The sequence below is a fragment of the Klebsiella sp. M041 genome (genome assembly GCF_059759695.1).
Genome location: NZ_JCAXWU010000005.1, coordinates 73,697 through 97,460, shown reverse-complemented (window position 1 = coordinate 97,460; position 23,764 = coordinate 73,697). Strand labels below are relative to the sequence as shown.

Sequence of the window (23,764 nt, the reverse complement as noted above, 5' to 3'; positions counted from 1 at the left end):
GTTAGGCAAACGCCAGAGTGGGAACATCGACGATACTGGCGCCGCCGTCGGCGACCAGCGTAGCGCCGCTGATGATGGCGGCCTGCGGCGAACAGAGAAACTGACAGACCTCGGCTATCTCCACGGGGCTGGCGGGTCGGCGCAGCGGAACGTCGCGACAGACCCGCTGATACGCCTCAGTCAGCGACAACCCTTCCGCCTGCATCAGCGGGAGCATCTCTTCATCCGCCATCGGCGTGGTGACCCAGCCGGGACAGACGGCGTTGGCTCGCACCCCCTGCGGGCCGTAATCGCGGGCGACGGAGCGCATCAGGCCGATTAAGGCGTGTTTGGCGGTGACGTAGCCGCAGGCCTGCGGACCGGCGGCCAGCGAGGCGATGGAGGCGACAAACAGCACATTGCCGCGGCGGGCAATCAGCGAGGGCAGGCAGGCGCGAACGCTGGCGAAGGCGCTGGTGAGATTGCCGTCCAGCGCCTCGCGCCACTGGCGGTCGCTGGTATCGGCGGCGGGGCTGTTGCCCATCCCGCCGGCGCTGCAGATGAGGACATCAATACCGCCGGCCTGGTCGAGAATGGCCGGCAGTAGCCGCTGGCGCCACGCCTCGCCGTCGGCGGCATCGCCCATCAGCGCCGTGGCGCCGGTCTCATCGGCGACCGCCCGCAATGGCGCCTCGCGCCGTCCGGTAATAAACACCCGGTCGCCCGCGGCGCGCATCAGCCGCGCGCAGGCGGCGCCAATTCCGGTTCCGCCGCCGGTGATCACCACGACTCTCGCCATTCGCTCTCTCCTGTAATGGGGTTTCCGGTTACCTTAAAAAGCGCGCCAGCTCCCGGCTATCGCCCGGAAGAACGATAGCCGGGTCGGTTAATGGAGCTCGCTCACCGGGATCGCCTGCGGCGCCGGAACCGGCTTCATGGTGGCGGGGTCGACCGCCAGATAGCGTCCGGTCTTGCTGTCGATGCCGACGTAATCGATCATTTTGCCCTGCGCCCGGGTGACCATGGTGCGTCTGGCGAATGCCTCGTAGGCTTCGCTCATCGCTTTGACCCGATCGGGGTGTTGGGCCGCGACGTCATGAGTTTCCAGCGGATCGTCGTGCAGATTAAACAGCTGCCACGGCGCGTCGCCGGCGGTGAAGCCCCGCGGCACCAGCCGCCGCAGCTTCCATTCGCCATCGACCCACGCCGCCTGATGGTGCAGCTCGACGCCGTAGTTTCCGCGCGGCGGCTGCTGCACTTCGCCGGTGAGATAGCGCTTAAAGCTGACGCCAATCATCGGCAGCACCGGCTTCTTCGCCAGCGATTTGTTCGGGTCGATACCGGCGAATTCATACAGGGTCGGCGCCACGTCATACACCGCCATCGTCGAGGCGTCGATTTTACCGTGGCGGGTAATCCCGGGGCCGGCGATCATAAAGTCGGTGTTAATGCCGCCCTGAGCGCTGGTGGTTTTGTGATAGTTGGCGTAAGGGGCGTTGCTGACGTTGGCCCAGTGCGGGCCGTAGGAGACAAACGAGCCTTTGCGGCCAACGTTGTCATAGCTGTTGTCAAACTGCTTCCAGAATTCCGGGGTGGATTCGTAGTAGAAGCCCTGTGCCGGGTTGGCGCCGTTGTCGGTTAAGAACACCAGCAGGGTGTTTTTGTCGCGACCGGTTTGCTTCAGCGTTTCCATCAGGGTGCCGATCTGCGCGTCCATATTGGCGATCATCGCCGCGTAGACCTGCATCACTTTCGCGGTATATTTCTGCTGCTCCGGGGTCAGCGCGTCCCACTCTTTATCCAGCTCAAGGTGCGGGAGCGGGGTGTTGTCATGGATAATCCCCAGCGCTTTCAGGCGGGCGATACGCTGGCGATAGACCTCGGCGTAGCCCTGCTCATACTGGCCTTTGAAGCGCTTGATCCATTCGTCAGGCGCCTGCAGCGGGTCGTGCGGGGCGGTAAAGGCCAGCCAGGCGAAGACCGGTTGTTCCTGCGGCGTGTCTTTAATCCAGCTGTTCATCTGCCGGGCGTAGGCCTCGCTGGAGTAGAAATCGTCCGGCAGGGAGACGCGCTCGCCGTCGCGGGTGTAGTAGGTGTGAAACGCTTCAACGGTACCCAGCGGAATAGCGTCGTTAAAATGGCTGGTGCCGCCGCCCATAAAGGCGAAAGCGTGGTTAAAGCCGCGGTCCTTCGGCGTGGCGCCGGGAACAAAACCGAGGTGCCACTTGCCGGCCATCAGAGTGTTATACCCCGCGTCTTTAAAGCGCTCGGCCATGGTGGTGACGCGGTCGGTCAGCCGCAGCTCGTAGCCCTCCTTGCCAATAGTGCTGTCATACCACCACATGCCGCCCATCCCGGCCTGCTGGTTGCTGTTGCCGGTGAGCAGCATGGAGCGCGCCGGGGCCGACATCGGCGAGGTGTAATACTGGCTCATGCGCATCCCCTGCTCGGCCATCGCCTGCAGGTTGGGGGTGGGGATCTCGCCGCCGAAGGGGCTAATGTCCGAGTAGCCCATATCATCGGCGATAATGACGATGACGTTCGGACGCTCCTGCTGCGCGGCGTGCGCGCCGCCGGCGAGGATGACACTGACCGCCGCGGCCATGGCTGTTTTATTCACAACGGATTCTCCTGTTTCAAAGGGATAGCTTCAGAGCAACGGGCTACGCCGGATGCGCGGCCCCGACAAACGCGGCCCGCCAGGCTTGCAGCCCTTCAAGGTCGCGGGAAAAGGGGCGCACGGGCGCAAGAATTTCGCTAAAGAAGCGGTAGTAGCCGCCGCAGAGGCGGTTGTTGCCCGCGGCGTTGAGATGCGCAGGACAGCCGCCCTGGCAGACCATTTTGACCGCGCAGGTCTGGCATTCGCGGCGCAGGCTTTTCTGCTGACCGAAAGGCAGTTGCACCGAGGCGTCGACCGCGGCGGCGAGCGTCTGCTCATCGAGGCGGCCCAGCCGATGCTCGGCGTTGATCAGATGATCGCAGGCGTAGAGCTCTCCGTCGGGCTCCATCACCAGATTGCTGCCGCAGCGGGCGCTGTGCACGCAGCTGCCGCTGGTGTGGGTGAAGTACTGCGCCCACGCCTGCTCGATATTGATGACGAACACCCGCCCCTTGTCGCAGCGCTTCTGCCACTGCCGCCAGATGCCGACCATAAAACGCCCCCAGTTATCGGCGCTCAGCTGATAGCCCTCGCGCAGCGCTGCGCCTTCGCTCATCAGCGGCTGAAACTGCAGATAGCGCGCGCCGAGGCTGACCACCCGGTCATAAATCGCCGCCGCGTGCGCCGCCATCTCGTTATGCACCACCACCAGCAGGTTAAACTCCACCTGATGCTGGTGGAGAAGGTCGATGCCGCGCAGCGCCGCCGGCCAGGTGGCCCGGCCGCGTTTATCCGGACGATGCTGGTCCTGTAGCGCTTCGCTGCCTTCGAGGCTCAAGCCGATAATAAAGCGATGCTCGCGAAACAGCCGGCACCAGGCGTCGTTGATCAGCGTGCCGTTGGTCTGCAGGCTGTTGCTGATGGTGACGCCGTCGGGGGCATAACGCGCCTGCAGGGCGAGCGCTTTTTTGTAGAAGCTCAGGCCGGCCAGCAGCGGCTCGCCGCCCTGCCAGACAAAGTTGATTTCCCGCGCGCCGGCGGGCTGGGCGGCGATATAGCGGCGGATAAACTGCTCCAGCCGCGCCTCGTCCATCTTGTTGACCGGCGTTTCATCCTGTGGGTAATAGCAGTAGCGGCAGGCGAGATTGCAGGCGGGGCCAATCGGCTTCATCAGAATATGAAACGGCACCGGCGAGCGCGGCTCAGCGGCCAGCGGAATTTGCTGCTGGCGCAGGGCGGCGATATTCAGCATCGGCTTATCCTCGGTTAATGACCGGCGCTGTTGATATTATTTTGGCAACAGCGGGTCAGGCGTAATCACATGATTAAGCCGCGGCGAAAATTAATTGCATCCTGTTAGAGGTATAAGTGAAAAAAAACAGAAATCCATCGTTCTTAAGGATGAGAGAGACGCGTCCGGGATAGGGTTTTTTTATCACCAGGGGCCTGTCCGCCGGGTGTTAATCTTTTTTGTTTATGTTTTAACGCCGCTATCGTAAAGCATGGCGGGTGTGTTTTTTAAATGCTTTATATAACAATGGATTGCTGAAAATTTTGTAACGGCTATCACACTGTTAATATGTTAATGATTGTGTTACTTAAATGTGAAATGTATGCTTCAATAATCGGTAGTCATTCATGTTTCATGTACCAGCACCTCGACGGGGAGGCCCTATCATGTCTGCTTTGTTAAAAGCCAGCCGTAATGATGCGATAATAGCCCGTTGTTTACAGACTATTTCCCAGTTAATTCCACTGTCTTCGGCGGTATTTTATCGAGTAAATAATCGGTTAAAACCCGAAAACTATATATTGCATAATATTTCTGATAATACGCACCAACAATATCTGGAAAACTTCCAGCCGCTGGATCCGTTGCTGCCGTCGCGCTTTAGCCACCAGAACACCACCATGGCGGCGATGACGCCGCGGCTCTGCGACCGCAACCGGCATTATTATCATGAATTTATGTTGCCGAATAATGTGCGCGACATGACCGAGATCTTTATTCGCCGCGAGCGGCGGATCGTCGCCGGTATCTCGCTGATGCGCGACGTGCCTTTCTCCAGCGAAGAGCGTCATCGGGCCCAGGCGGTGCTGCCGCTGGTGGAGCTGGCGATCCGCGACTGCCTGCAGGACGAAGATGACCTGCCCGCCATCCTGACGGCCAAAGAGCGGGAAATCGTCGGCATGGTGCGCGAAGGGGCCAGCAATAAGCTGATTGCCCGCCGGCTGGATATCTCGCTCTCGACGGTGAAAACGCACCTGCGCAATATTTTCGCTAAGACCGAAGTGGTCAATCGTACTGAACTCGTTTCCCGAACCTGGATGCCGGCCGCTCAGCGTACGCTGCATCTGTGATCTGACTATCGCATCCCGCGCGCGCCGTGGCAGCACGGCGTTTTCCTGATGCCTGTGGGTATCACTCCCTGGAGACCCCTCCGGGGGGAGGCTTTTTTGACCGGAGCACGCCCTACGATGTCGAGTACCCCTCTCACTGAACATGCGCTTTCCCGGCCCGCCGGGCTGGTCGTGTCCCTGCGTTTGCTGGCGGCGATTGTGATTTTCGCCGCTATTGCGCCGGGTATTCTGATGACCGCGCCGGCGGTGGCGGCGCAGCTGGCCAGCGAATGGCAGCTAAAACCCGGCCAGATCGGCTGGTTGTTCTCGGCGGAACTGGGGGCGATGAGCCTGGCGACGCTGCCGGCGTGGTGGTGGATGAGTCGCCTCGACTGGCGGCGGGTCGCCCTGACGGCCGGGGTCGTGTTTCTGACAGCCAATCTCGCCTCGGCGGCGGTGACCCAGTATGAGACGCTGCTGGCGGTGCGCTTTCTCGCCTCGCTGGCGGGCGGCACGCTGATGATTCTGTGCATCAGCTGCGCGGCGGGAACCTCGAACCCGTCGCGAGTCTATGCCTTCTGGGTGCTTGGGCAACTGCTGCTGGGGATGCTTGGCCTGCTGGTGCTGCCCGGGCTGTTTGCCAGCTTTGGCCTCAAGGTGGTCTATCTGATCCTCGCCGCCATTATGCTCTGCTGCCTGCCGCTGGTGTCGGCTTTCCCGCCGCGCTTTCAACCGTTGTCCGTCTCGCGCCAGCAGCCGCCGACGGCGCTGTGGCGTCAGGCGCTGGCGGTCCTCGCGGTGCTGACCTTCTATATCAGCCTTAGCGCGGTGTGGACTTTTATCGGCACCCTCGGCGCGGCGGCGGGCCTGAGCCCGACGCAGGTCGGCCTGGTGCTGGCGGCGGCGACGGTGTGCGGCATTATCGGCGCGGGGGGCGCGGCCCTGCGCGGCACCCGGCGGGCCGATCGTTTGCCGGTGTGGCTGGGCTACGGCCTGCTGATCCTCAGCGTCGGGCTGCTGATCGGCCAGCCGCTGCTGGCGCGCTACGCCATCGCGGCGCTGCTGTTTAAGTTCACCTGGACCTTCGTGCTGCCCTTTATTCTCGCCCGCGTCGCCGGGCTCGATAACAACGGCCGGCTGATGAACAGCATTAATCTGGTGATCGGCGGCGGCATGGCGGCCGGTCCGGCATTAGCCGGGGCTTTACTGCAGCATTTTGCCAGCGCCGATCCGCTGCTGCTGGCGGCAGGGGGCTGCGCGCTGCTGTCACTGATTTTGATTGCGGCGGCGTCGGCCGCCGGCAAAGGCTTAGCCAACGGGAGGATAGAGTGAAAAGAAAAACCGGTTTCTTCTTTGATGAACGTTGTTTCTGGCACAGTACCGGTCTGCACGCGGTGACGCTGCCGGTGGGCGGGTGGGTGCAACCGCCCGCCGGCGGCGGTCATGCCGAATCGCCGGAGACCAAACGGCGGATGAAAAACCTGATGGACGTCTCCGGGCTGACGCCGCAGCTGGCGCTGCGCAGCGCGGCGCCGGCAAGCCTTGCGGACCTGCGGCGGATCCATCCCGACAGCTATCTTGAGCGCTTCAAGGCGATAAGCGATAACGGCGGCGGCATGCTGGGCAAAGAGGCGCCGTTGGGGCCGGGCAGTTATGAAATCGCCTGTCTCTCCGCCGGCCTGGCCTGCGCGGCGGTGGAAGCGGTGCTGAAGGGCGAGCTGGATAATGCCTATTCGCTGTCGCGACCGCCCGGACACCACTGCCTGCCGGACCAGTCGATGGGCTTCTGTTTCCTCGCCAATATTCCGATTGCCGTCGAGCGGGCGAAAGCGCTGCTGGGGCTCGGCAAGGTGGCGATCATTGACTGGGACGTTCATCACGGCAACGGCACCCAGCATATCTACCTGCAGCGCGACGACGTGCTGACTATCTCCTTGCATCAGGACGGTTGCTTCCCACCCGGTTATGCCGGTGAGGACGATCGCGGCGCGGGCGCGGGCGAAGGTTACAACATCAATATTCCGCTGCTGGCCGGGGCGGGGGACGACAGCTGGCGCTATGCGCTGGAAACCATCGTTATTCCGGCGCTGGCGCGCTTTGAGCCGGAGCTGATTATCATTGCCTGCGGCTATGATGCCAACGCCATGGACCCGCTGGCGCGGATGCAGCTGCACAGCGACAGCTTCCGGGCGATGACCGGGCTGGTGCAGCAGGCGGCGGATCGTCTGTGCGGCGGGAAACTGGTGATGGTGCACGAGGGCGGCTACGCCGAATCCTACGTGCCGTTCTGCGGCCTGGCGGTGATGGAAGCCCTGAGCGGCATTCGCACCGCGGTCCAGGATCCGCTGCTGGAATTTATTCAGCAGCAGCAGCCGCGGGCGGAGTTTGCGCAGTTCCAGAGGCAGGCCATCGATCGGCTGGCGCAACGGTTTGGCCTGCAGTAAACCGGCTCAGCTTCCCCGCTGTGATGGCGGGGAAGAAAATGCTTTCTCATCTACGATTTCACCGCGCATCCACTGACTGACTGCCTGATCGATCATCGCCAGCACGCTGAGCAGCAGCATCCGCTGCTGCGCTTCCAGCCGCAGATAGCGGCGCAGCGGCGGCATTTTGCAGACCACTTCGCTGGCGGCCCAGGGTTCAATACTGCAGCGCCAGCCGTTACCGTCAAAGGTCAACGAAAAGCGGCGGTAGTCCAGTTCGCTTAGGGTCTGCTGGAGATTAGGAAACCCGTTGAGATAGCTGGCGAGTTCCTCGCTGCCTTTGCCGCCGATAAAGCGGATCGGCTGGCGTTTCCACCAGCCGGATTGATGGGCGCGAATGTGACCGCGCAGGGGCCGGGTGACCGGCCCTGCGACGACAAATTCGCAGCTGTGAATGCTGGCCATAAACAGCCGCTTCTGACGCACGCTGAAGGTGACGGCGGTGGCGTCGTTTAATCGCAGCAGCGCGCTGCGCTCGCTCAGCTTTTCGCAGGGCCAGCCAGCCAGATCGCGCTGCACCGCGTTCATTAACGGCGTCTCAAACCAGGGGACGGAGGACATCTGGCGTCATCTCCCCGCGGGTCTGTTTTTCGTAGTTGCTGATGGCGCGGTCGACCACCTCTTCCACCACCAGCGGCTTGAACGGATTGACGCGCTGTACGCACACCGTCCAGAACAGGGCGTAGGCGGCGGTCAGGCCGAGCATAATGCCGAACGGCACCAGCACCTGACGGCTGTCCATCCCCGGCGGGGTGATATTGACGATAGCGATGATAATCCCGACGCTGGAGATAATCTGCGGCAGCGGGAACCACGGCGAGCGGTAGGCGCGCGGCAGGTCCGGGCGGCGAATGCGCAGCATCACCACCGACAGAGTAACCAGCAGATAGGCGACGCCCCAGGCGCAGACCGCGGCGAGGATCAGCGGCACGATGCGGTCCAAATCGCCGTTCAGATACCAGGCGTGCAGGCAGGGGATCGCCACCCCGATGGCGATGGCGATCACCGGTGTTTTAAAGCGCGGATGCAGCCAGGTCAGGAAGCGGGGCAGCGCGCCGTCCAGCGCCATACCGTAAATAATGCGCGGTACCGCGGCCATCAGCGTATTGATGGTGGCGCAGCCCGCCAGCAGCAGCCCGACCCCCAGCCAGTACTGGCCGGCGTGGCCCATCACCCGCTCGGCGAAGGCCGGGATCGCCATCGGCGTATCCAGCAGATGGACGTTGTTGGCCGCGTCGAGCACGGTGTTCTCCACCTGGCGGTTGATCGCCGCCCCGTAGATAAACATGCAGCTGGCGACCCCCAGCAGGCCCAGCGCCATCGCTCGCGGAATAGTACGGTGAGCCTGTTTGATCTCCGGCGCCATCGGCGTCACCAGTTCGCAACCGACGAACATAAACATCGCCATGCCGATATAGCCGAACAGGCCATGGATATCGCTGACGTTCAGCGGCGTGCCGAACCAGCCGGAAAGGTGGGTGACCGGCGCCATAAAAATGCCGCACAGGCCGAAAATGGTCAGCGTGGTCCACATGCCGAAGGTCAGAACCACTTCGACCTTGCCGAAGATTTCCACGCCGATGGCGTTCAACAGGCCGAAAACCACCACCATGCCGACGCCCACAATCCAGGTGTTCTGGTGAGCGGCCATCTGGGCGTTGATCGATTCGAAGTTCACCAGCGCCATAATGCCGGCCAGGATCGTCTCCGCCGTCCCGGCGAAAATATGCACGATCAGATAGGCGCACAGCGCGCCGGTGATGGCGAAGAAGCGTCCCATGCCGCAGGAGATATAGTCGTACACCGAACCGGTGGTAGGAATGAGCGTCGCCGCCTCGGCAAAGGTGGTGACCTGCGCCTGCATCATAATAAAGGCCAGCAGCACCGCCAGCGCGAAGGTATCACCGCCCATGCCGAAGCCGCTGGTGACCGTCAGGATCACCGGGCTGGCCATAATCAGCCCGACGGAGCTGGCGAGAGTGGTCGGGAAGCCGACGACCCCGCGCTCAAGATGGCTGGCAAGTCTGTTACTAAACATAGTCAACCTCTGCACAATAGTGGGGGAGGGCAGGGAATAGCCAGCGCCACTCCCGGATAGTCATAATTTAGGCGGGCATCCTGCTCAACGAATATCGTCCGGAAGGTGGAGGGCGGCGCATGATTCTGTGACGCCGTCGATGAATGTGAGGGTGGATAAACAACATGACCCCGAAAACCGGGGCCATCCGTCTTGCCACATTGCGCCTGTTTCTGCCGGGTGGCGGCTGGCGCCTGACCCGGCCTGGCGACGGCATTCGTCCCCCCGGCCCGGGCAAGCGCAGCGCGTTAGCGCGTCTCGACGTTCGCCAGGTAGTGCTTCACAAAGCGCGGCGTCAGGATTTTCCACTCCACTTCGGTACCCTGTTTAACAAACCAGCTGTCGCCCGGCGCAAAGCGCTGCGGCTCGCCGCCGGCGACGGTCAGCTCCACTTCGCCTTCCAGCACGGTGGCGTGTTCGGTAAACGGATAGGTCATGGTAAAGCTCCCCTCAGTGGACGAAAACAGTCCGCAGGTAAAGGCATCCTGCGGCTCGCCGTAGATCATCGCCCCGGCCACCTGCGGGTCGCCGGCGGTCGGCGTCGCGCCGAGCAGGCTGACGCTGCCGATCGGCTGCAGGTCGGGCACCGGGTGTTTAAGTTTAAAAGCGTGCATAGCGTTCTCCTGGTTAACTCCGGCCTTTCCAGAAACCGGCGGTTTGATGCATCAGTTTTCCGGCGGTGACTAATAGCAAGCGCAGGCTGTCACGGCCGTGGATGGTCGCGTGGGGGATGCTGCTCAGCAGACGATAGCGGTCGGAACCGCCGTTGATCCCTTCGGCGAGGATTTTGCACACGATGTGCGACGGGGTGACGCCGAAGCCGGAGTACCCCTGGACGTAAAAGACATTGTTGTGATCGCGTAGGGTGCCGATCTGCGGGAACAGGTTGGCGCTACAGGCCATCGGCCCGCCCCAGGCGAAATCGATCTTCACATCCTTCAAATAGGGGAAGACCTCCGCCAGCAGGGTGCGGTTCCAGGCGGCGAAATCGTTCGGCGTATACTCCACAAAGCGGGTGGCGCTGCCGAACAGCAGGCGGTTTTCCCGGGTGACGCGGTAATAATTAATCACCGGGCGAATATCGCTGAAGGCGCCGCGCAGCGGGCTGATGCGCTCGATCAGTTCATCGGAGAGCGGCTCGGTCGATACCTGGTAGGAGTAGGTGACCAGCGTTTTGTTGTAGATCTCCGGCTCCATATTGTTGAGGAAGCTGTCGCAGGCCCATAGCAGTTTGGCGGCTTTGACGCTGCCCATCGCGGTCCGTACCCGCACCTGTTTGCCGTAATTCACCTCCACCACCGGCGAGGATTCGAAGATCTTCACCCCCAGCGAATGGGCGGCCTGCGCCGAGCCGAGGAGCATATTGAGCGAATGGATCTGCCCGCCGCCCATATGTTTCAGCGCGCCGCAGTAGACCTCGGAGCCGACCACCTGCTGCACCTCTTTCCCGGTATACAGTTCGATATCTTCATCCGGGGTGGCGGCCTTAAACTCTTTCTCCCACTGGCGCAGCGTTTTGAGCTGCCGCTGGTTATAGGCGAGGTAGCCGTAGCCGGGGACGAAATCGGCGTCGATGTTGTATTTGCGGATGCGCTCGCGAATGATGCCTGCGCCGAGGTTGGCGATTTTAAACAGCGTCTCCAGCCCCTCTTTGCCGACGTGCTTTTTTACCGCTTCGATATCGTGACCGATACCGGCCATCACCTGGCCGCCGTTGCGCCCGGTGCCGCCGTAGCCGAGATGGCGTGCTTCCAGCACCACCACGTTGGTGATGCCCTGTTCCGCCAGCTCAAGGGCGGTGTTAATGCCGGAGAAGCCGCCGCCGATAATCACCACGTCGGCTTCAATATCTTCCCGCAGCGCCGGAAAATGGAGGTGGTATTTCTTCGTCGCGCCGTAGTAGTTCAGCGCATCGATTTTGATGTTCATCGCGTTACCCTGTGGTCTTGCCTCGCTCAAGTTCCTCATCACAGCACGCCGCGCGGGCGTTGAATATCGTCCGGAAGAATGACGTTCTTTAGAACGATGGGCGGCGGCGGGAAGCCGTGCTGTGATGGGCCAACGTTGCTGAAAAAACGGGTACTGACGATGAGCGAGATAACCTTACTGGCGGAAGTGACCGCCTTTTTACGCCAGCCGCACGGGCAGTTTATCGCCGGTGAGCGAGAGGCGGGCCGCGGCGCGCCGTTTGCGGTGATCAACCCGGCCACCGGGCGGGCGATCGCCGAGGTCACCGCGGCGGATAGCGACCAGGCGGACCGCGCGGTAGAGAGCGCCCGCCTGGCGTTTAGTCAGTGGCGCGAAATGCCGACGCTGGCGCGCGGAACCTTGCTGCTGAAGCTGGCGGATGCCCTGGCTGAGCATCGCGAAGCGCTGGCGCAGCTGGAAAGTCTCTGCTCCGGTAAGACCATCACGCTGGCACGCATGTTAGAGCTGGATCAATCGGTCGCGTTCCTGCGCTACTTCGCCGGCTGGGCGGGGAAAGTGACCGGCGAAACGCTGGATGTGTCGCTGCCGTCGATGACCGGGGAGAAATATACCGCCTTCACCCGCCGCCAGCCGCTGGGGGTGGTGGTGGGCATCGTGCCGTGGAACTTCTCCATTATGATTGCAGTCTGGAAGCTGGCGGCGGCCCTGGTCTGTGGCTGCACCATCGTCCTCAAGCCGAGCGAGTATACGCCGCTGACGCTGCTGCGCGTGGCGGAGCTGGCGAAAGCGGTGGGTATTCCGGACGGGGTGATTAACGTGGTCAACGGCGCCGGCGGCGAGATTGCTCAGCGGCTGATTACCCATCCGGCCTGCGCCAAGGTGAGCTTCACCGGCTCGGTGGCTACCGGCGAGAAAGTCCAGCAGTCGGCTGGCGCTTTCGGTAAACGGGTGACCCTTGAGCTGGGGGGCAAAAACGCCGCGCTGTTTCTTGACGACCTGACGCCGGAGGCGATGGTCAACGGCATTCTTGAAGCCGGCTACCTGAACCAGGGGCAGATTTGCGCCGCCGCGGAGCGCTTTTATCTGCCGCAGGGCAAACTGGATGCGGTGCTGGCGCTGCTGAAAGAAAGACTCAGCGCCTTCACGCCGGGATCGCCGCTGGATGAGCGCACGCTGATGGGGCCGCTGGCCAATCGCCAGCAGCATGAAAAAGTATTGCGGCTCATTCAGACCGCACGCGACGAGGGCGATACCATCGTCTGCGGCGGCGAAGCCCTGCCGGGGGAGGGCTATTTCCTGCAGCCGACGGCGGTCAAAGTGCGCAGTGAAGAGAGCACCCTGATGCGCGAGGAGACCTTCGGCCCGGTGTGCAGCTTTATCGGCTATCACAGTGAAGACGAGGCGCTGGCGCGGATGAATGCCTCGCCGTATGGCCTGGCGGCCAGCGTCTGGTCGGATAATATTCGCCTGGCGCTGCGCTACTCGGAGGCGATAGACGCCGGCATCGTGTGGGTCAATATGCATACCTTCCTCGACCCGGCGGTGCCGTTCGGCGGCATGAAGGGCTCGGGCATCGGTCGCGAATTCGGCAGCGCGTTTATCGATGACTACACGGAGCTGAAGTCAGTAATGGTGCGATATTAAGTTTTCCTGACCAGGCTACAGGCGTCTGCGTAGGCCCGGTAAGCGCAGCGCCAGCGGGCAAAGAGAGCGGGTAGTCAGCCGCGTGTGTGCCGGACGACGACGCCTTGCCCGGCCTGGGATCGTGCAAGCGTGGGGGGAATCTAGCCGCCGCCATAGCCCCACGCAACTTGCGACAATCCCCCCTAAGTGATAAAAGGTGCCCCTTCGCAAAAACACACAGGGGAACGACGTGAAAGACGCGTCAACGTCGTCGGATGCCGTAGAAGAGAGCGGCCCGACGCTTCATCGCGGTTTACAGAACCGACACATTCAACTTATCGCCCTTGGCGGCGCGATTGGCACCGGCCTGTTTCTCGGCATTGGTCCGGCGATTCAAATGGCTGGCCCGGCGGTCTTGCTGGGCTATGCGGTGGCCGGGATTGTCGCTTTTCTGATCATGCGCCAGCTGGGCGAGATGGTGGTGGAAGAGCCGGTATCCGGCTCCTTTGCCCACTTTGCCTACAAATACTGGGGCCCGTTCGCCGGCTTCCTGTCCGGCTGGAACTACTGGGTGATGTTCGTGCTGGTGGGAATGGCGGAGCTGACCGCCGCCGGGATCTACATGCAGTACTGGCTGCCCGACGTTCCGACCTGGATCTGGGCGGCGGCCTTCTTCCTCATTATTAACGCCGTCAATCTCGTCAACGTGCGCCTGTATGGCGAAGCGGAGTTCTGGTTCGCGCTGATAAAAGTGCTGGCGATTATCGGCATGATTGCCTTTGGCCTGTGGATGCTGTTTGGCGGCCACGGCGGCAGCAAGGCGGGTATCGATAATCTGTGGAAGCACGGCGGTTTCTTCGCCACCGGCTGGCACGGTCTTATCCTGTCGCTGGCGGTGATCATGTTCTCCTTCGGCGGGCTGGAGCTTATCGGCATCACCGCCGCGGAAGCGCAAAATCCGGAAAAGAGCATTCCGAAAGCGGTCAACCAGGTGGTTTATCGTATCCTGCTGTTCTATATCGGTTCGCTGGTGGTGCTGCTGGCGCTCTACCCGTGGGTGGAGATCAAATCCGACAGCAGCCCGTTTGTGATGATTTTCCATAATCTCGACAGCAACCTGGTGGCGTCCGCGCTGAACTTCGTCATTCTGGTGGCTTCGCTGTCGGTCTATAACAGCGGCGTGTACTCCAACAGCCGGATGCTGTTCGGCCTGTCGGTGCAGGGCAATGCGCCGACGTTCCTCGCCCGCGTCAGCAAGCGCGGCGTGCCGGTGAACTCTCTGCTGCTCTCGGGGATTATCACCTCGCTGGTGGTGGTGCTGAACTACCTGCTGCCGCATGAAGCGCTGGGACTGCTGATGGCCCTGGTGGTGGCGACGCTGCTGCTGAACTGGATCATGATCTGCATGGCGCACCTGAAGTTCCGCGCCGCCCAGCGCCGTAAAGGGCGTGAGTCGAAGTTTAAAGCGCTGCTGGCGCCCGCCAGCAACTACTTCTGCATTGCTTTCCTTGGGCTGATTCTGGCGCTGATGTGCACGATCGACGGGATGCGCCTGTCGGCGATCCTGCTGCCGGTGTGGATCCTGTTCCTGTTTATCGCCTTCAAACTGCTGCGCCGCCCGGCGTAAGCGAGATGCCCCGCCGTCCGGCGGGGCTGCCTGCCTTTTTATTGTGATCCTCTTCGCAGGTGGCGCATTTGCCTGGCGATCTTCTTTTTGTAATCGATTACTTTTGTTTTGAGCGATTTTGTAATCGATTACTTTTCTGAGGGCGAGCAACATGGTCACAACAACAGAAGGTCGGGAAAGTGTCCGCGTGAGCCACCGTTTTCTGGTGCCGCGGCTGTCGTTAATGATGTTTATGCAGTTCTTTATCTGGGGCAGCTGGTCGGTGACCCTGGGGCTGGTCATGACCCGCTATGAGATGTCATTGCTGATCGGCGATGCGTTCTCCGCCGGGCCGATCGCCTCCATCCTGTCTCCCTTTGTGCTGGGGATGCTGGTGGATCGCTTTTTCGCCTCGCAGAAGGTGATGGCGGTGATGCACCTGGCCGGGGCGGCGATCCTGTGGTTTGTCCCCCAGGCGCTGGTGGCGCAGAACGGTGCGCTGCTGATTGGCCTGCTGTTCGGCTATACGCTGTGCTACATGCCGACCCTGGCGCTGACCAACAATATCGCCTTCCACAGCCTGGCTAACGTCGATAAAACCTTTCCGGTGGTCCGCGTGTTCGGCACCATCGGCTGGATTATCGCCGGGATCTGCATCGGGGTGACCGGCATCTCTGACACCACCGGCATCTTCACCCTGGCGGCGCTCTGTTCGGTGGCGCTGGCGATCTACAGCCTGACGCTGCCCCACACCCCGGCGCCGGCCAAAGGCATGCCGGTTCAGTTTCGCGATCTGCTGTGCGCGGACGCCTTCGCGCTGCTGAAAACGCGCCATTTCCTGATTTTCTCCCTCTGCGCCACCTTAATTTCCGTGCCGTTAGGTACCTATTACGCCTATACCGCGTCGTATCTGGCGGATGCCGGCGTTAAGGATGTCAGCACCGCGATGTCCTTCGGCCAGATGTCAGAGATCGTCTTTATGCTGGTGATCCCGCTGCTGTTCCGTCGCCTTGGGGTGAAATACATGCTGCTTATCGGCATGGCGGCGTGGTTTGTGCGCTATGCCTTTTTCGCCCTCGGCGTCAGCGAAGAGGGGCGCTTCCTGCTCTATCTCGGCATTTTGCTGCACGGCGTGTGCTATGACTTTTTCTTTGTCGTCGGCTTTATCTACACCGACCGCGTGGCGGGCGAGAAGGTCAAAGGCCAGGCGCAGAGCATGATTGTGATGTTCACCTACGGGATCGGCATGCTGCTGGGCTCGCAGATCTCCGGCGCGCTGTATAACCATCTGGTGGCCGGGCAGAGCGTGCCGCAGGCCTGGGTGACCTTCTGGTGGATCCCGGCGGTGGCCGCCGCGGTTATCGCGCTGATTTTCCTTTTCTCTTTCCAGTACAACGAGAAAGAGCCGCACTAATTTTTCAGGAGGGGGTATGAAAACGATTAAGGGACCGGGCATTTTTCTGGCGCAGTTTATCGGCCCGCAGGCGCCGTTCAACACGCTGGAGGGGGTGGCGCAGTGGGCCGCCGGCCTGGGGTACAAGGCATTGCAGATCCCCTGCAACCACCCGGCGATTTTCGATGTCGAGCGGGCGGCGGCGAGCCAGACCTACTGCGACGAGGTCAGCGGTGTCCTGGCGGAGCATGGGCTGGCGATCAGCGAGCTGTCCACCCACCTTGAAGGACAGCTGGTGGCGGTGCATCCGGCGTATGACGCGGCGTTTGACGCCTTTGCTCCGGCGGCGCTGCATGGCGATCCGCAGGCGCGCCAGCGCTGGGCGGTGGAGAAGGTCAAGCAGGCGGCGGTGGCCTCCGGTCGCCTGGGGCTGAAGGCCCATGCGACCTTTTCCGGGGCGCTGGCATGGCCCTTTTTTTATCCATGGCCGCCGCATAATCAGCCGCTTCTGGATGAGGCCTTTGCCGAGCTGGCCCGGCGCTGGCGGCCGCTGCTGGACCTCTTCGACGAGCAGGACGTTGATGTCTGCTACGAGATCCACCCCGGCGAAGACCTGCACGATGGCGTGACCTTTGAGCGTTTTCTCGCGCGGGTGGATAACCATCCGCGCTGCAATATGCTCTATGACCCGAGCCACCTGCATCTGCAGCAGATGGACTACCTGACCTATATCGATATCTATCATTCGCGTATTAAAGCGTTTCACGTCAAGGACGCCGAATTTCGCCGCAACGGGCGCAATGGCGTCTACGGCGGCTATCAGCCCTGGCAGCAGCGGGCTGGCCGGTTCCGCTCTCCCGGCGACGGGCAGATCGACTTCAAAGGGGTGTTCAGTAAGCTGACCGAATATGATTTTGACGGCTGGGCGGTGCTGGAGTGGGAGTGCTGCCTGAAGGACGCCGAGACCGGCGCGCGCGAGGGCAGCGAGTTTATTCGTCGCCATATCATTCCCGTTGCCGGGCGGGCCTTCGATGACTTTGCCGCCGGCGGGAGGGAATAATATGATTCAGGTCGCGATTATTGGGGCAGGGTTTATTGGTCCGGCGCATCTGGAGGCGCTGCGGCGGCTAGGGGATATCGAGGTGGTGGCGCTGTGCGACAGCAGCCTTGAGGCGGCGCAGCGCAAGGCGCGAGCGCTGAATATTGCCCATGCCTACGACAGCGTGGAGGCGCTGCTGGCCCATCCGGGGCTGCAGGTGGTGCATAACTGTACGCCGAACCATCTGCATGCCCAGATTAACCGGCAGATCCTCGCCGCCGGGCTGCACGTCTTCTCCGAAAAACCGCTGTGTATGACGGCGGAGGAGGCGCGGGAGCTGGTGACGCTTGCCGCCCGGGCCGGCGTGGTGCACGGCGTCAGCTTCGTCTATCGCCAGTTCGCCATGGTCCAGCAGGCGGCGGCGATGATCCGCCATGGCGATGTCGGCAGAATCTTCGCGGCGCACGGCAGCTATTTACAGGACTGGATGCTGCTGGAGACCGACTACAACTGGCGGGTTGATGCGGCGCAGGGCGGCGCGTCGCGAACGGTGGCCGACATCGGCTCCCACTGGTGCGATACCGTGCAGTTTATGACCGGTCGGCGGATTGTCGAGGTGATGGCGGATCTGTCTATCGTCTGGCCGACGCGTAAAGCGCCAGTGAATGGCAAAGCGACCTTCAGCGCCGTTCACGAGGCGCAGGGATATGAAACCCGGCCTGTCGATACCGAGGACTTTGGCTCGGTGCTGTTGCGTTTTGACGATGGCAGCAAAGGCAGCTTTATGGTCTCTCAGGTGAGCGCCGGGCGGAAAAACCGTCTGGCGGTGGAGATTAACGGCAGCCGCTGTTCTCTGGCCTGGGATCAGGAAGTGCCCCAGCGGCTGTGGATTGGCCACCGCGAGCAGTCAGATCGGCGGCTCAGCGACGACCCCAGCCTGCTGCGGCCGGAGATCGCTGACAGCGCCCATTACCCCGGCGGCCATATTGAGGGCTGGCCGGACGCCTTTAAGAATATGATGGGCCATTTTTATCAGGCGGTGCGCGCCGGGAAGATGCCGGAGGCCGGGGCCCGGCGCTTCGCCGCTTTCGACGACGGCGCCGATGTGATGTACATCATCGAAGCGATCGTCAAAAGCCATCAGCAGCAGCGCTGGATGAGCGTCGAACGCTGAATTCTGGCGGGGCGCAGGACGCGCGCCGCCGGGTTATTTCACCCCAAGATAGCCGTCGAGATAGGCCCCGGAGAGCTCATTGCCGAACAGGACGGCATCTTTATTTTCCATCGCATTATCCCATTTGTCGCTGGCGTTGCCGGTAAAGGCGTGCTCGGTGCGGGTGCCCTGCGCCGCCTGCTGTTTGATGGCCTCGGCGGTGCGGCGGGCGTCGCTTTCGCTCATGCCAGCGGCTTTATCCTGCTGGCCGCGGGCGTACATCGCCGTGAAGGTCGGCAGGTTTAAACGGTAATTTTCCTGACGGTTGACGGTGAAGTTGCCGCCGACAAAATCGGAGCGGTGGGCGACGAACGCATAGGCGTGGCGTTCCGGTGACGATTTTGACGAGGTGCAGCCGGTGATCGTTACCAGGGCACAGCTGAGGGCGAGAATCGCGGTGGAGAGCCTCATGGGGATATCATCCTTAATCATAAAAGCACAAATGGGGCGCAGGCGGTCTGTTGCGCCTCCTGCGCTAATAAGCATATGAAACGGCAAAAGGATGCGCGTTAACGCGGCGGGAGAGAAGCCCTGATTATTAATAGTTTCCCGAGACACCGTCTTACTGAGCCGCGCTTGCGCGCCAGGCTGGCAGGCCAACCAGAGGTCATTTATGATAGCCTGCAGGATCCACCTCTATCGCAGGAAGTGCAGGGTTTATGTCTATTCAGAAAATTGCTCGTCTGGCCGGCGTTTCGGTGGCCACGGTGTCGCGGGTGCTGAACAACAGCGATACGGTAAAAGCCAAAAACCGTGAGCGCGTGCTGCAGGCGATCAAAGAGAGCAACTATCAGCCGAACCTGCTGGCGCGACAGCTGCGAACCGCCCGCAGCAATATGATCCTGGTGATGGTCTCCAATATCGCTAACCCCTTTTGCGCCGAGGTGGTGAAAGGGATAGAAGAAGAGGCGGAAAAGAACGGCTACCGCATTCTGCTGTGTAACTCCGGGTCGGATCTGGCCCGCTCGACCTCCGGCCTGCAGCTGCTTTCCGGCAAAATGGTCGATGGCATTATCACCATGAACGCGCTCTCCAGCCTGCCGGAACTGACCACCATGATTGGCGATGCGCCCTGGGTACAGTGTGCGGAGTATGCCGACACCGGCAGCATCTCCTGCGTCGGGATTAACGACGTCGAGGCGGCCCAGGGGGCGGTGTCCCGGCTGGCCGACGGCGGCCGCCGGCGCATTGCGCTCATTAATCACGACCTCAGCTATCGCTACGCTCGTCTGCGCGAGCGCGGCTATAAAAGCGTGCTGCACGTGCACGGTCTGGCGTATCAGCAGGTGACCTACGCGCAGGATCTTAGCGCGGCGGCCGGTAAACGGGCGATGGAGCAGCTGCTGTCGCAAGACGAGAAGCCCGACGCGGTATTTGCCGTATCGGACTCCCTTGCCGCCGGGGCGCTGCGGGCGATTGACCAGGCCGGGCTGCGGGTGCCGGAGGATATCGCGGTGATCGGCTTCGACGGCACCGAGCTGGCGGAAGTGGTCTCTCCGCAGCTGACCACCGTTGAACAGCCCTCCCGGGCGATCGGCCGCACGGCGGTGGATCTGTTAATGAAACGCATCGACGATCCCGACGCCGCCGTCGAGCGGGTGATGATGGACTGGCGCGTGATAGCCCGCGCCAGCGCCTGAGGTCAGCGGGGGAAGGCCCCCGCCAGCGCGCGAATGTCGTTGCCGGTGGGCGTTTGATGAATGCGTAAGCCAAACTCCTCCACCACGGCGAAGACATGGTCGAAAATATCCGCCTGGATCCCCTCATATTCCGCCCACACCACGGTGTTGGTGAAGCAGTAGATCTCGATCGGCAAGCCGTTGGCATCCGGCGCCAGCTGGCGCACCATCAGGGTCATATCCTGGCGGATGCGCGGATGATGACGTAAATACTCCTGCAGATAGGCGCGGAAGGTGCCGACATTGGTCATTCGGCGCTCGTTGAGGACCGATTGCTCCCCGGCATACTGCTGGTTCCAGGCGCTAATCTCCTCGTGGCGCGAATCCATATAGGGTTTAAGCAACTTCGCCCGGATCAAGCGCTGCTGCTCCTGTTCATCGAGGAAATGAATGCTGGTGGTGTCGATGTTGAGGCTGCGCTTAATGCGGCGGCCGCCGGAGGCCGACATCCCGCTCCAGTTTTTAAACGAGTCGGAGACCAGCGACCAGGTCGGAATGGTGGTGATGGTGTTGTCCCAGTTGCGTACCTTGACCGTGGTGAGGCCGATATCGATCACCGCGCCGTCGGCGCCGTACTTCGGCATCTCCAGCCAGTCGCCAAGCTTGAGCATATCGTTGGCCGAGAGCTGGATACCGGCCACCAGACCAAGGATCGGATCTTTAAATACCAGCATCAGTACCGCGGCCATCGCGCCGAGCCCGCTAATCAGGATCGCTGGCGACTGGCCTATCAGCAGGGAAATAATCAGGATACCGATAATAATCGCCGTCACCAGCTTAATTCCCTGGAATATCCCCTTCAGCGGTAGCTGAGAGGCGGCGGGAAATTTCTGCGCCAGCTTTAAGATCACATCCAGCAGCGAGAAGAAGGACAGCATGGCATATATCATCACCCATAGCTGAGCCACGGTGGTTAATATTTCTGCGGCCTCGCTGCCTTTTTGCAGCCACAGCACCGCCTGCACGTTAACGATGATCCCCTGCAGGGTAAAGGCCAGTCGGTGAAAGAGTTTATTCTGCGTGATGATTTGCAACCACAGATGGCTACTGGCCAACGCCCGTTTTTCAAAAGCGCGCAGGACCACTTTGTGCAATATCAGATGCACGACGACGGCGGTGAACAAGATAATGCCGAAGATAATCATCAGCGAGCGGGTGGGGGTTATTTCGATTCCTAAGGCGGCAATTTGCGATATTAATTCCTGCATAACGTCTCCTGAATATCCAGCGGGTATGATGACCGCTGGATAACGATTATGCAAATTACCGCCGCCGGTATTACGACGCCGCCGTCGCCGGCTGTCGGTTGAGATGATGGCGCAGCCACAGCGCGATGGCCCCCAGCAACAGCATCATGGCCACCTCGACCAGCAGAAAATCAATTAGCGCCTGCGGATAGTTTCCGCCGCCGCGGCGGGCCAGCGCCAGGAACAGCGAACCGAGGATAGCCGGCCCGAGACCGAGGGTCGCCTGCTGCAGGGTGCTGAGGATGGCGCTCCCGGCCCCGGCGTCGCTGGCGCTGATATCGCGCATGCCAATCCGGTAAAAGCTGTTGACGATCAGCGCCTGACCGTAGCCGATCAGCGCCGTGGCGGGGACCAGCGTCAGGGCGGTGGTGGCGATGCCGAAGCGGGAGAAGGTGGCGCACAGCAGCAGTAGCCCGGCGATCTGCACCGTCAGACCGGTCAACAGGATCCGCCCCATGCTGTAGCGGGCGATAAGCCGCGGGGCATACAGCGCCGAAATAAAATAGGCCACGCCGAGGGCGATAAAGCTATTGCCGGACTGCCACGGCGCCATCCCCAGCCCCTCCTGCATGGTCAGCGCCATGCAGAACATAAAGCCGGACCAGGCGCTGAAGAACAGCAGGGCGATGGCCATCCCGAAGCGGATGCTGGTCAACTGCAGCAGACGCGGCGGCAGCAGGGGATGGTCGCCGCGCTGCTGCTGGCGCAGGGCGCTCTGACGCATGGCGAACAGCAGCGGCAGGACCGCCACCAGCATCAGCTGCAGCCACAGCGGCCAGTGCAGCTCCGGACCGAGGGCCATCGGGAACAGCAGGCAGCAGAGGATGAGGGCGAGGTACAGGGTACCCTGCCAGTCAATCCGCGACGGCGTCTCACGACGGGTTTCCGGCACATAGCGGCGGCTCAGGGCCAGCACCAGCAGGCAGATCGGCACATTGATAAAAAAGGCGTTGCGCCAGCCCAGCCCGGCGATATCCGCCGATACCAGCCAGCCGCCGCCCATCTGACCGACGATAAACGCGATCCCGCCGATCCCGCCATACAGGCTGATGGCCCGGGCGTGGGCCGGGCCTTTGAGGGTGACGTGCAGGGTGGCGAGGATCTGCGGCACAATCAGCGCCGCCCCGGCGCCCTGCAGTGTACGGGCGGCCAGCAGGGCGCTGATGCTGTTCGCCATGCCGCACAACAGGGAAGCGATGCCAAAGAGAGCGACGCCCCACATAAACAGGCGACGGCGGCCATAGTTATCGCCAAGCTTACTGCCCATCGCCAGGCAGACGGCAAAGGCGACGCCGTAGAGCGCGACGATAAGCTCCAGCTGCGTAGCGCTGGCCGCCAGGGTGTGGGTGATGGCGTCCAGCGCCACATTGGTGATCGAGGTATCAATAAGCGGCAGCATCTGGCCGCCCAGCAGCAGCCACAGACCGGCGCGGCCGGGTGAAACAGCAGACGTTTTCATGGGGTCCTCCATTGCGTCATTCAGCAGACCGACGTAGCATTACCGATAAATTAAACGGGTACCAGTTCCTGTCTATACTGGTACTGGAACTACCATGCTGGAGGGGTGATGACCACGATGCCGCAACGAGAGTCGACGTTCGCCGTGCCGGACGATCGGCGCAAACAGCTGGGGGCGTTTCTGCGCGCCCGGCGTGAGAGCCTCGATCCGCAGCGGCTGGGGTTGCCCCGGGTGGGCCGCCGGCGCACGCCGGGTCTGCGCCGGGAGGAGGTGGCGATGCTTGCCGACGTCGGCGTCACCTGGTACACCTGGCTGGAGCAGGGGCGGGAGGTGAATCCGTCGGAAGCGGTGCTGGTGGGGGTAGCGAATGCCCTGCAGTGCAGCCCGCTGGAGACCCGGCACCTGTTCGTGCTCGCTGGGCTGACCCCGCCGGAAGCGACCCAGGTGACGGTATGCGAAGGCATCAGCCCCGGCACCCGGCGAATGCTGGACAGCCTGATGCCGCAGCCGGCCAGTATTCAGAAACCGAACTTTGATATTGTGGCCTGGAACGACAGCTTCTGCCGCCTGATGGGCATCGATTTCGCCACCCTCCCGGAAGAAGATCGCAACTGCATTTATCTGTATCTGACCCATGAGACCTGGCGCAGCCGGATCGAAAATCGCGATGTGCTGCCGACCTTCGTCTCCTATTTCCGCGCCGCGATGGCCGAGCACCGCGGCGATCCGGCATGGGAAAACAAACTGGCGCGCTTTTTCGCCGCCTCGTCGGAGTTTGAAGCGCTGTGGCATCAGCGCTACGAGGTGCGCGGCGTGGAAAACCAGATTAAACATTTTAACCACCCGCAGCTCGGGCGATTCAGCCTGCAGCAGATGTACTGGTATTCGGCGCCGCGCAACGGTTCGCGCCTGCTGGTCTACCTGCCGATGGACGAGGCGGGCGAGCAGGCGCTGGCGTGGCTGGACCAACATTAATCACAAGGAATCAGATGGCTGGCAATGTGCCATCTTCGGGTATTGCCCGGCTGGCGCTGCTGGACGGTTCCCTCTCCCCCCGGGAATAGGGGAGGGAAAGCACTGTCGGGAAGTCCTGTATGT

At 61.8% G+C, this 23,764-nt stretch carries 20 protein-coding genes; 10 read left to right on the top strand and 10 right to left on the bottom strand.

What is annotated here, in order from left to right:
* Nucleotide 1: 1 nt before the first annotated feature.
* From AC6CWS_RS07730 to AC6CWS_RS07720, 3 genes are all read right to left on the bottom strand, one after another.
* Nucleotides 2–778: an SDR family NAD(P)-dependent oxidoreductase gene (locus AC6CWS_RS07730; RefSeq protein ID WP_065882594.1), complete on the bottom strand. Its 777-nt coding sequence runs from the start codon at nucleotides 776–778 to the stop codon at nucleotides 2–4.
* An 87-nt stretch (nucleotides 779–865) separates the two neighbouring features.
* Entirely contained in the window at nucleotides 866–2,599 is a 1,734-nt protein-coding gene (locus AC6CWS_RS07725; RefSeq protein WP_023288708.1) for an arylsulfatase, read from the bottom strand.
* A gap of 43 nt (nucleotides 2,600–2,642) precedes the next feature.
* Nucleotides 2,643–3,830 carry an anaerobic sulfatase maturase gene (locus AC6CWS_RS07720; RefSeq protein WP_065882593.1) on the bottom strand — a complete coding sequence of 396 codons (1,188 nt, stop codon included), beginning with the start codon at nucleotides 3,828–3,830 and terminating at the stop codon, nucleotides 2,643–2,645.
* A 425-nt stretch (nucleotides 3,831–4,255) separates the two neighbouring features.
* Here AC6CWS_RS07720 and AC6CWS_RS07715 point away from each other — a divergent pair, with 425 nt between their 5' ends.
* From AC6CWS_RS07715 to AC6CWS_RS07705, 3 genes are all read left to right on the top strand, one after another.
* Nucleotides 4,256–4,939, top strand: coding sequence for a helix-turn-helix transcriptional regulator (locus AC6CWS_RS07715; protein ID WP_032454931.1), 684 nt, complete (start codon nucleotides 4,256–4,258; stop codon nucleotides 4,937–4,939).
* A gap of 117 nt (nucleotides 4,940–5,056) precedes the next feature.
* Nucleotides 5,057–6,250, top strand: a complete 1,194-nt coding sequence (locus AC6CWS_RS07710; RefSeq protein ID WP_023288711.1) for an MFS transporter — start codon at nucleotides 5,057–5,059, stop codon at nucleotides 6,248–6,250.
* Nucleotides 6,247–7,362, top strand: coding sequence for a class II histone deacetylase (locus AC6CWS_RS07705; protein WP_023288712.1), 1,116 nt, complete (start codon nucleotides 6,247–6,249; stop codon nucleotides 7,360–7,362). The genes AC6CWS_RS07710 and AC6CWS_RS07705 overlap by 4 nt, the downstream gene beginning before the upstream one ends.
* A 6-nt stretch (nucleotides 7,363–7,368) precedes the next feature.
* On the opposite strand, the gene AC6CWS_RS07700 is transcribed toward AC6CWS_RS07705, so the two are convergent.
* The 4 genes from AC6CWS_RS07700 to AC6CWS_RS07685 form a co-directional block, all read right to left on the bottom strand.
* Nucleotides 7,369–7,962 carry a DUF3156 family protein gene (locus AC6CWS_RS07700; protein ID WP_065882592.1) on the bottom strand — a complete coding sequence of 198 codons (594 nt, stop codon included), beginning with the start codon at nucleotides 7,960–7,962 and terminating at the stop codon, nucleotides 7,369–7,371.
* Complete coding sequence (locus AC6CWS_RS07695; protein ID WP_065882591.1) at nucleotides 7,940–9,439, bottom strand: APC family permease; 1,500 nt, start codon at nucleotides 9,437–9,439, stop codon at nucleotides 7,940–7,942. The genes AC6CWS_RS07700 and AC6CWS_RS07695 overlap by 23 nt, the downstream gene beginning before the upstream one ends.
* 287 nt (nucleotides 9,440–9,726) lie before the next feature.
* Nucleotides 9,727–10,092, bottom strand: coding sequence for a cupin domain-containing protein (locus tag AC6CWS_RS07690; RefSeq protein ID WP_002892824.1), 366 nt, complete (start codon nucleotides 10,090–10,092; stop codon nucleotides 9,727–9,729).
* Between the two features lie 13 nt (nucleotides 10,093–10,105).
* On the bottom strand, nucleotides 10,106–11,407 hold the full coding sequence (locus AC6CWS_RS07685) for an NAD(P)/FAD-dependent oxidoreductase (protein WP_023288715.1): 1,302 nt from the start codon (nucleotides 11,405–11,407) through the stop codon (nucleotides 10,106–10,108).
* A 159-nt stretch (nucleotides 11,408–11,566) separates the two neighbouring features.
* Between AC6CWS_RS07685 and AC6CWS_RS07680 the strand changes: the two genes are divergently transcribed.
* From AC6CWS_RS07680 to AC6CWS_RS07660, 5 genes are all read left to right on the top strand, one after another.
* Nucleotides 11,567–13,051, top strand: coding sequence for an aldehyde dehydrogenase family protein (locus tag AC6CWS_RS07680; protein WP_065882598.1), 1,485 nt, complete (start codon nucleotides 11,567–11,569; stop codon nucleotides 13,049–13,051).
* 229 nt (nucleotides 13,052–13,280) lie between these two features.
* Nucleotides 13,281–14,657: a phenylalanine transporter gene (gene pheP / locus AC6CWS_RS07675; RefSeq protein WP_065882590.1), complete on the top strand. Its 1,377-nt coding sequence runs from the start codon at nucleotides 13,281–13,283 to the stop codon at nucleotides 14,655–14,657.
* A gap of 187 nt (nucleotides 14,658–14,844) precedes the next feature.
* Nucleotides 14,845–16,050, top strand: a complete 1,206-nt coding sequence (locus AC6CWS_RS07670) for an MFS transporter (protein ID WP_072096478.1) — start codon at nucleotides 14,845–14,847, stop codon at nucleotides 16,048–16,050.
* Between the two features lie 16 nt (nucleotides 16,051–16,066).
* Nucleotides 16,067–17,089 (top strand): sugar phosphate isomerase/epimerase family protein, encoded by a 1,023-nt coding sequence (locus AC6CWS_RS07665; protein WP_065882589.1) that lies wholly within the window; start codon nucleotides 16,067–16,069, stop codon nucleotides 17,087–17,089.
* Nucleotide 17,090: 1 nt separating this feature from the next.
* Nucleotides 17,091–18,242: a Gfo/Idh/MocA family protein gene (locus AC6CWS_RS07660; protein ID WP_065882588.1), complete on the top strand. Its 1,152-nt coding sequence runs from the start codon at nucleotides 17,091–17,093 to the stop codon at nucleotides 18,240–18,242.
* Nucleotides 18,243–18,275: 33 nt separating this feature from the next.
* Here the strand turns inward: AC6CWS_RS07660 and AC6CWS_RS07655 are convergent, their stop codons facing one another.
* Nucleotides 18,276–18,692, bottom strand: coding sequence for an Exc2 family lipoprotein (locus AC6CWS_RS07655; RefSeq protein WP_023288721.1), 417 nt, complete (start codon nucleotides 18,690–18,692; stop codon nucleotides 18,276–18,278).
* A gap of 248 nt (nucleotides 18,693–18,940) precedes the next feature.
* Between AC6CWS_RS07655 and AC6CWS_RS07650 the strand changes: the two genes are divergently transcribed.
* The gene (locus tag AC6CWS_RS07650) at nucleotides 18,941–19,921 is read left to right on the top strand and encodes a LacI family DNA-binding transcriptional regulator (RefSeq protein WP_017900840.1); all 981 of its coding nucleotides are present in this window, start codon (nucleotides 18,941–18,943) and stop codon (nucleotides 19,919–19,921) included.
* Between the two features lie 2 nt (nucleotides 19,922–19,923).
* On the opposite strand, the gene AC6CWS_RS07645 is transcribed toward AC6CWS_RS07650, so the two are convergent.
* Together AC6CWS_RS07645 and AC6CWS_RS07640 are read right to left on the bottom strand one after the other, a co-directional pair.
* Complete coding sequence (locus tag AC6CWS_RS07645) at nucleotides 19,924–21,168, bottom strand: mechanosensitive ion channel family protein (RefSeq protein ID WP_023288723.1); 1,245 nt, start codon at nucleotides 21,166–21,168, stop codon at nucleotides 19,924–19,926.
* Nucleotides 21,169–21,238: 70 nt separating this feature from the next.
* The gene (locus AC6CWS_RS07640) at nucleotides 21,239–22,666 is read right to left on the bottom strand and encodes an MFS transporter (protein WP_048296961.1); all 1,428 of its coding nucleotides are present in this window, start codon (nucleotides 22,664–22,666) and stop codon (nucleotides 21,239–21,241) included.
* Between the two features lie 108 nt (nucleotides 22,667–22,774).
* Between AC6CWS_RS07640 and AC6CWS_RS07635 the strand changes: the two genes are divergently transcribed.
* Nucleotides 22,775–23,641 (top strand): helix-turn-helix transcriptional regulator, encoded by an 867-nt coding sequence (locus AC6CWS_RS07635; RefSeq protein WP_023288725.1) that lies wholly within the window; start codon nucleotides 22,775–22,777, stop codon nucleotides 23,639–23,641.
* The last annotated feature ends 123 nt before the right edge of the window (nucleotides 23,642–23,764 follow it).

Bases quoted from the DNA above. Each gene is read 5' to 3' on its own strand.
- AC6CWS_RS07730 (WP_065882594.1), bottom strand. From the start codon at position 778: ATGGCGAGAGTCGTGGTGATCACCGGCGGCGGAACCGGAATTGGCGCC.
- AC6CWS_RS07720 (WP_065882593.1), bottom strand. From the start codon at position 3,830: ATGCTGAATATCGCCGCCCTGCGCCAGCAGCAAATTCCGCTGGCCGCT.
- AC6CWS_RS07715 (WP_032454931.1), top strand. From the start codon at position 4,256: ATGTCTGCTTTGTTAAAAGCCAGCCGTAATGATGCGATAATAGCCCGT.
- AC6CWS_RS07710 (WP_023288711.1), top strand. From the start codon at position 5,057: ATGTCGAGTACCCCTCTCACTGAACATGCGCTTTCCCGGCCCGCCGGG.
- AC6CWS_RS07700 (WP_065882592.1), bottom strand. From the start codon at position 7,962: ATGTCCTCCGTCCCCTGGTTTGAGACGCCGTTAATGAACGCGGTGCAG.
- AC6CWS_RS07695 (WP_065882591.1), bottom strand. From the start codon at position 9,439: ATGTTTAGTAACAGACTTGCCAGCCATCTTGAGCGCGGGGTCGTCGGC.
- AC6CWS_RS07690 (WP_002892824.1), bottom strand. From the start codon at position 10,092: ATGCACGCTTTTAAACTTAAACACCCGGTGCCCGACCTGCAGCCGATC.
- AC6CWS_RS07685 (WP_023288715.1), bottom strand. From the start codon at position 11,407: ATGAACATCAAAATCGATGCGCTGAACTACTACGGCGCGACGAAGAAA.
- AC6CWS_RS07680 (WP_065882598.1), top strand. From the start codon at position 11,567: ATGAGCGAGATAACCTTACTGGCGGAAGTGACCGCCTTTTTACGCCAG.
- AC6CWS_RS07665 (WP_065882589.1), top strand. From the start codon at position 16,067: ATGAAAACGATTAAGGGACCGGGCATTTTTCTGGCGCAGTTTATCGGC.
- AC6CWS_RS07660 (WP_065882588.1), top strand. From the start codon at position 17,091: ATGATTCAGGTCGCGATTATTGGGGCAGGGTTTATTGGTCCGGCGCAT.
- AC6CWS_RS07655 (WP_023288721.1), bottom strand. From the start codon at position 18,692: ATGAGGCTCTCCACCGCGATTCTCGCCCTCAGCTGTGCCCTGGTAACG.
- AC6CWS_RS07650 (WP_017900840.1), top strand. From the start codon at position 18,941: ATGTCTATTCAGAAAATTGCTCGTCTGGCCGGCGTTTCGGTGGCCACG.
- AC6CWS_RS07645 (WP_023288723.1), bottom strand. From the start codon at position 21,168: ATGCAGGAATTAATATCGCAAATTGCCGCCTTAGGAATCGAAATAACC.
- AC6CWS_RS07640 (WP_048296961.1), bottom strand. From the start codon at position 22,666: ATGAAAACGTCTGCTGTTTCACCCGGCCGCGCCGGTCTGTGGCTGCTG.
- AC6CWS_RS07635 (WP_023288725.1), top strand. From the start codon at position 22,775: ATGACCACGATGCCGCAACGAGAGTCGACGTTCGCCGTGCCGGACGAT.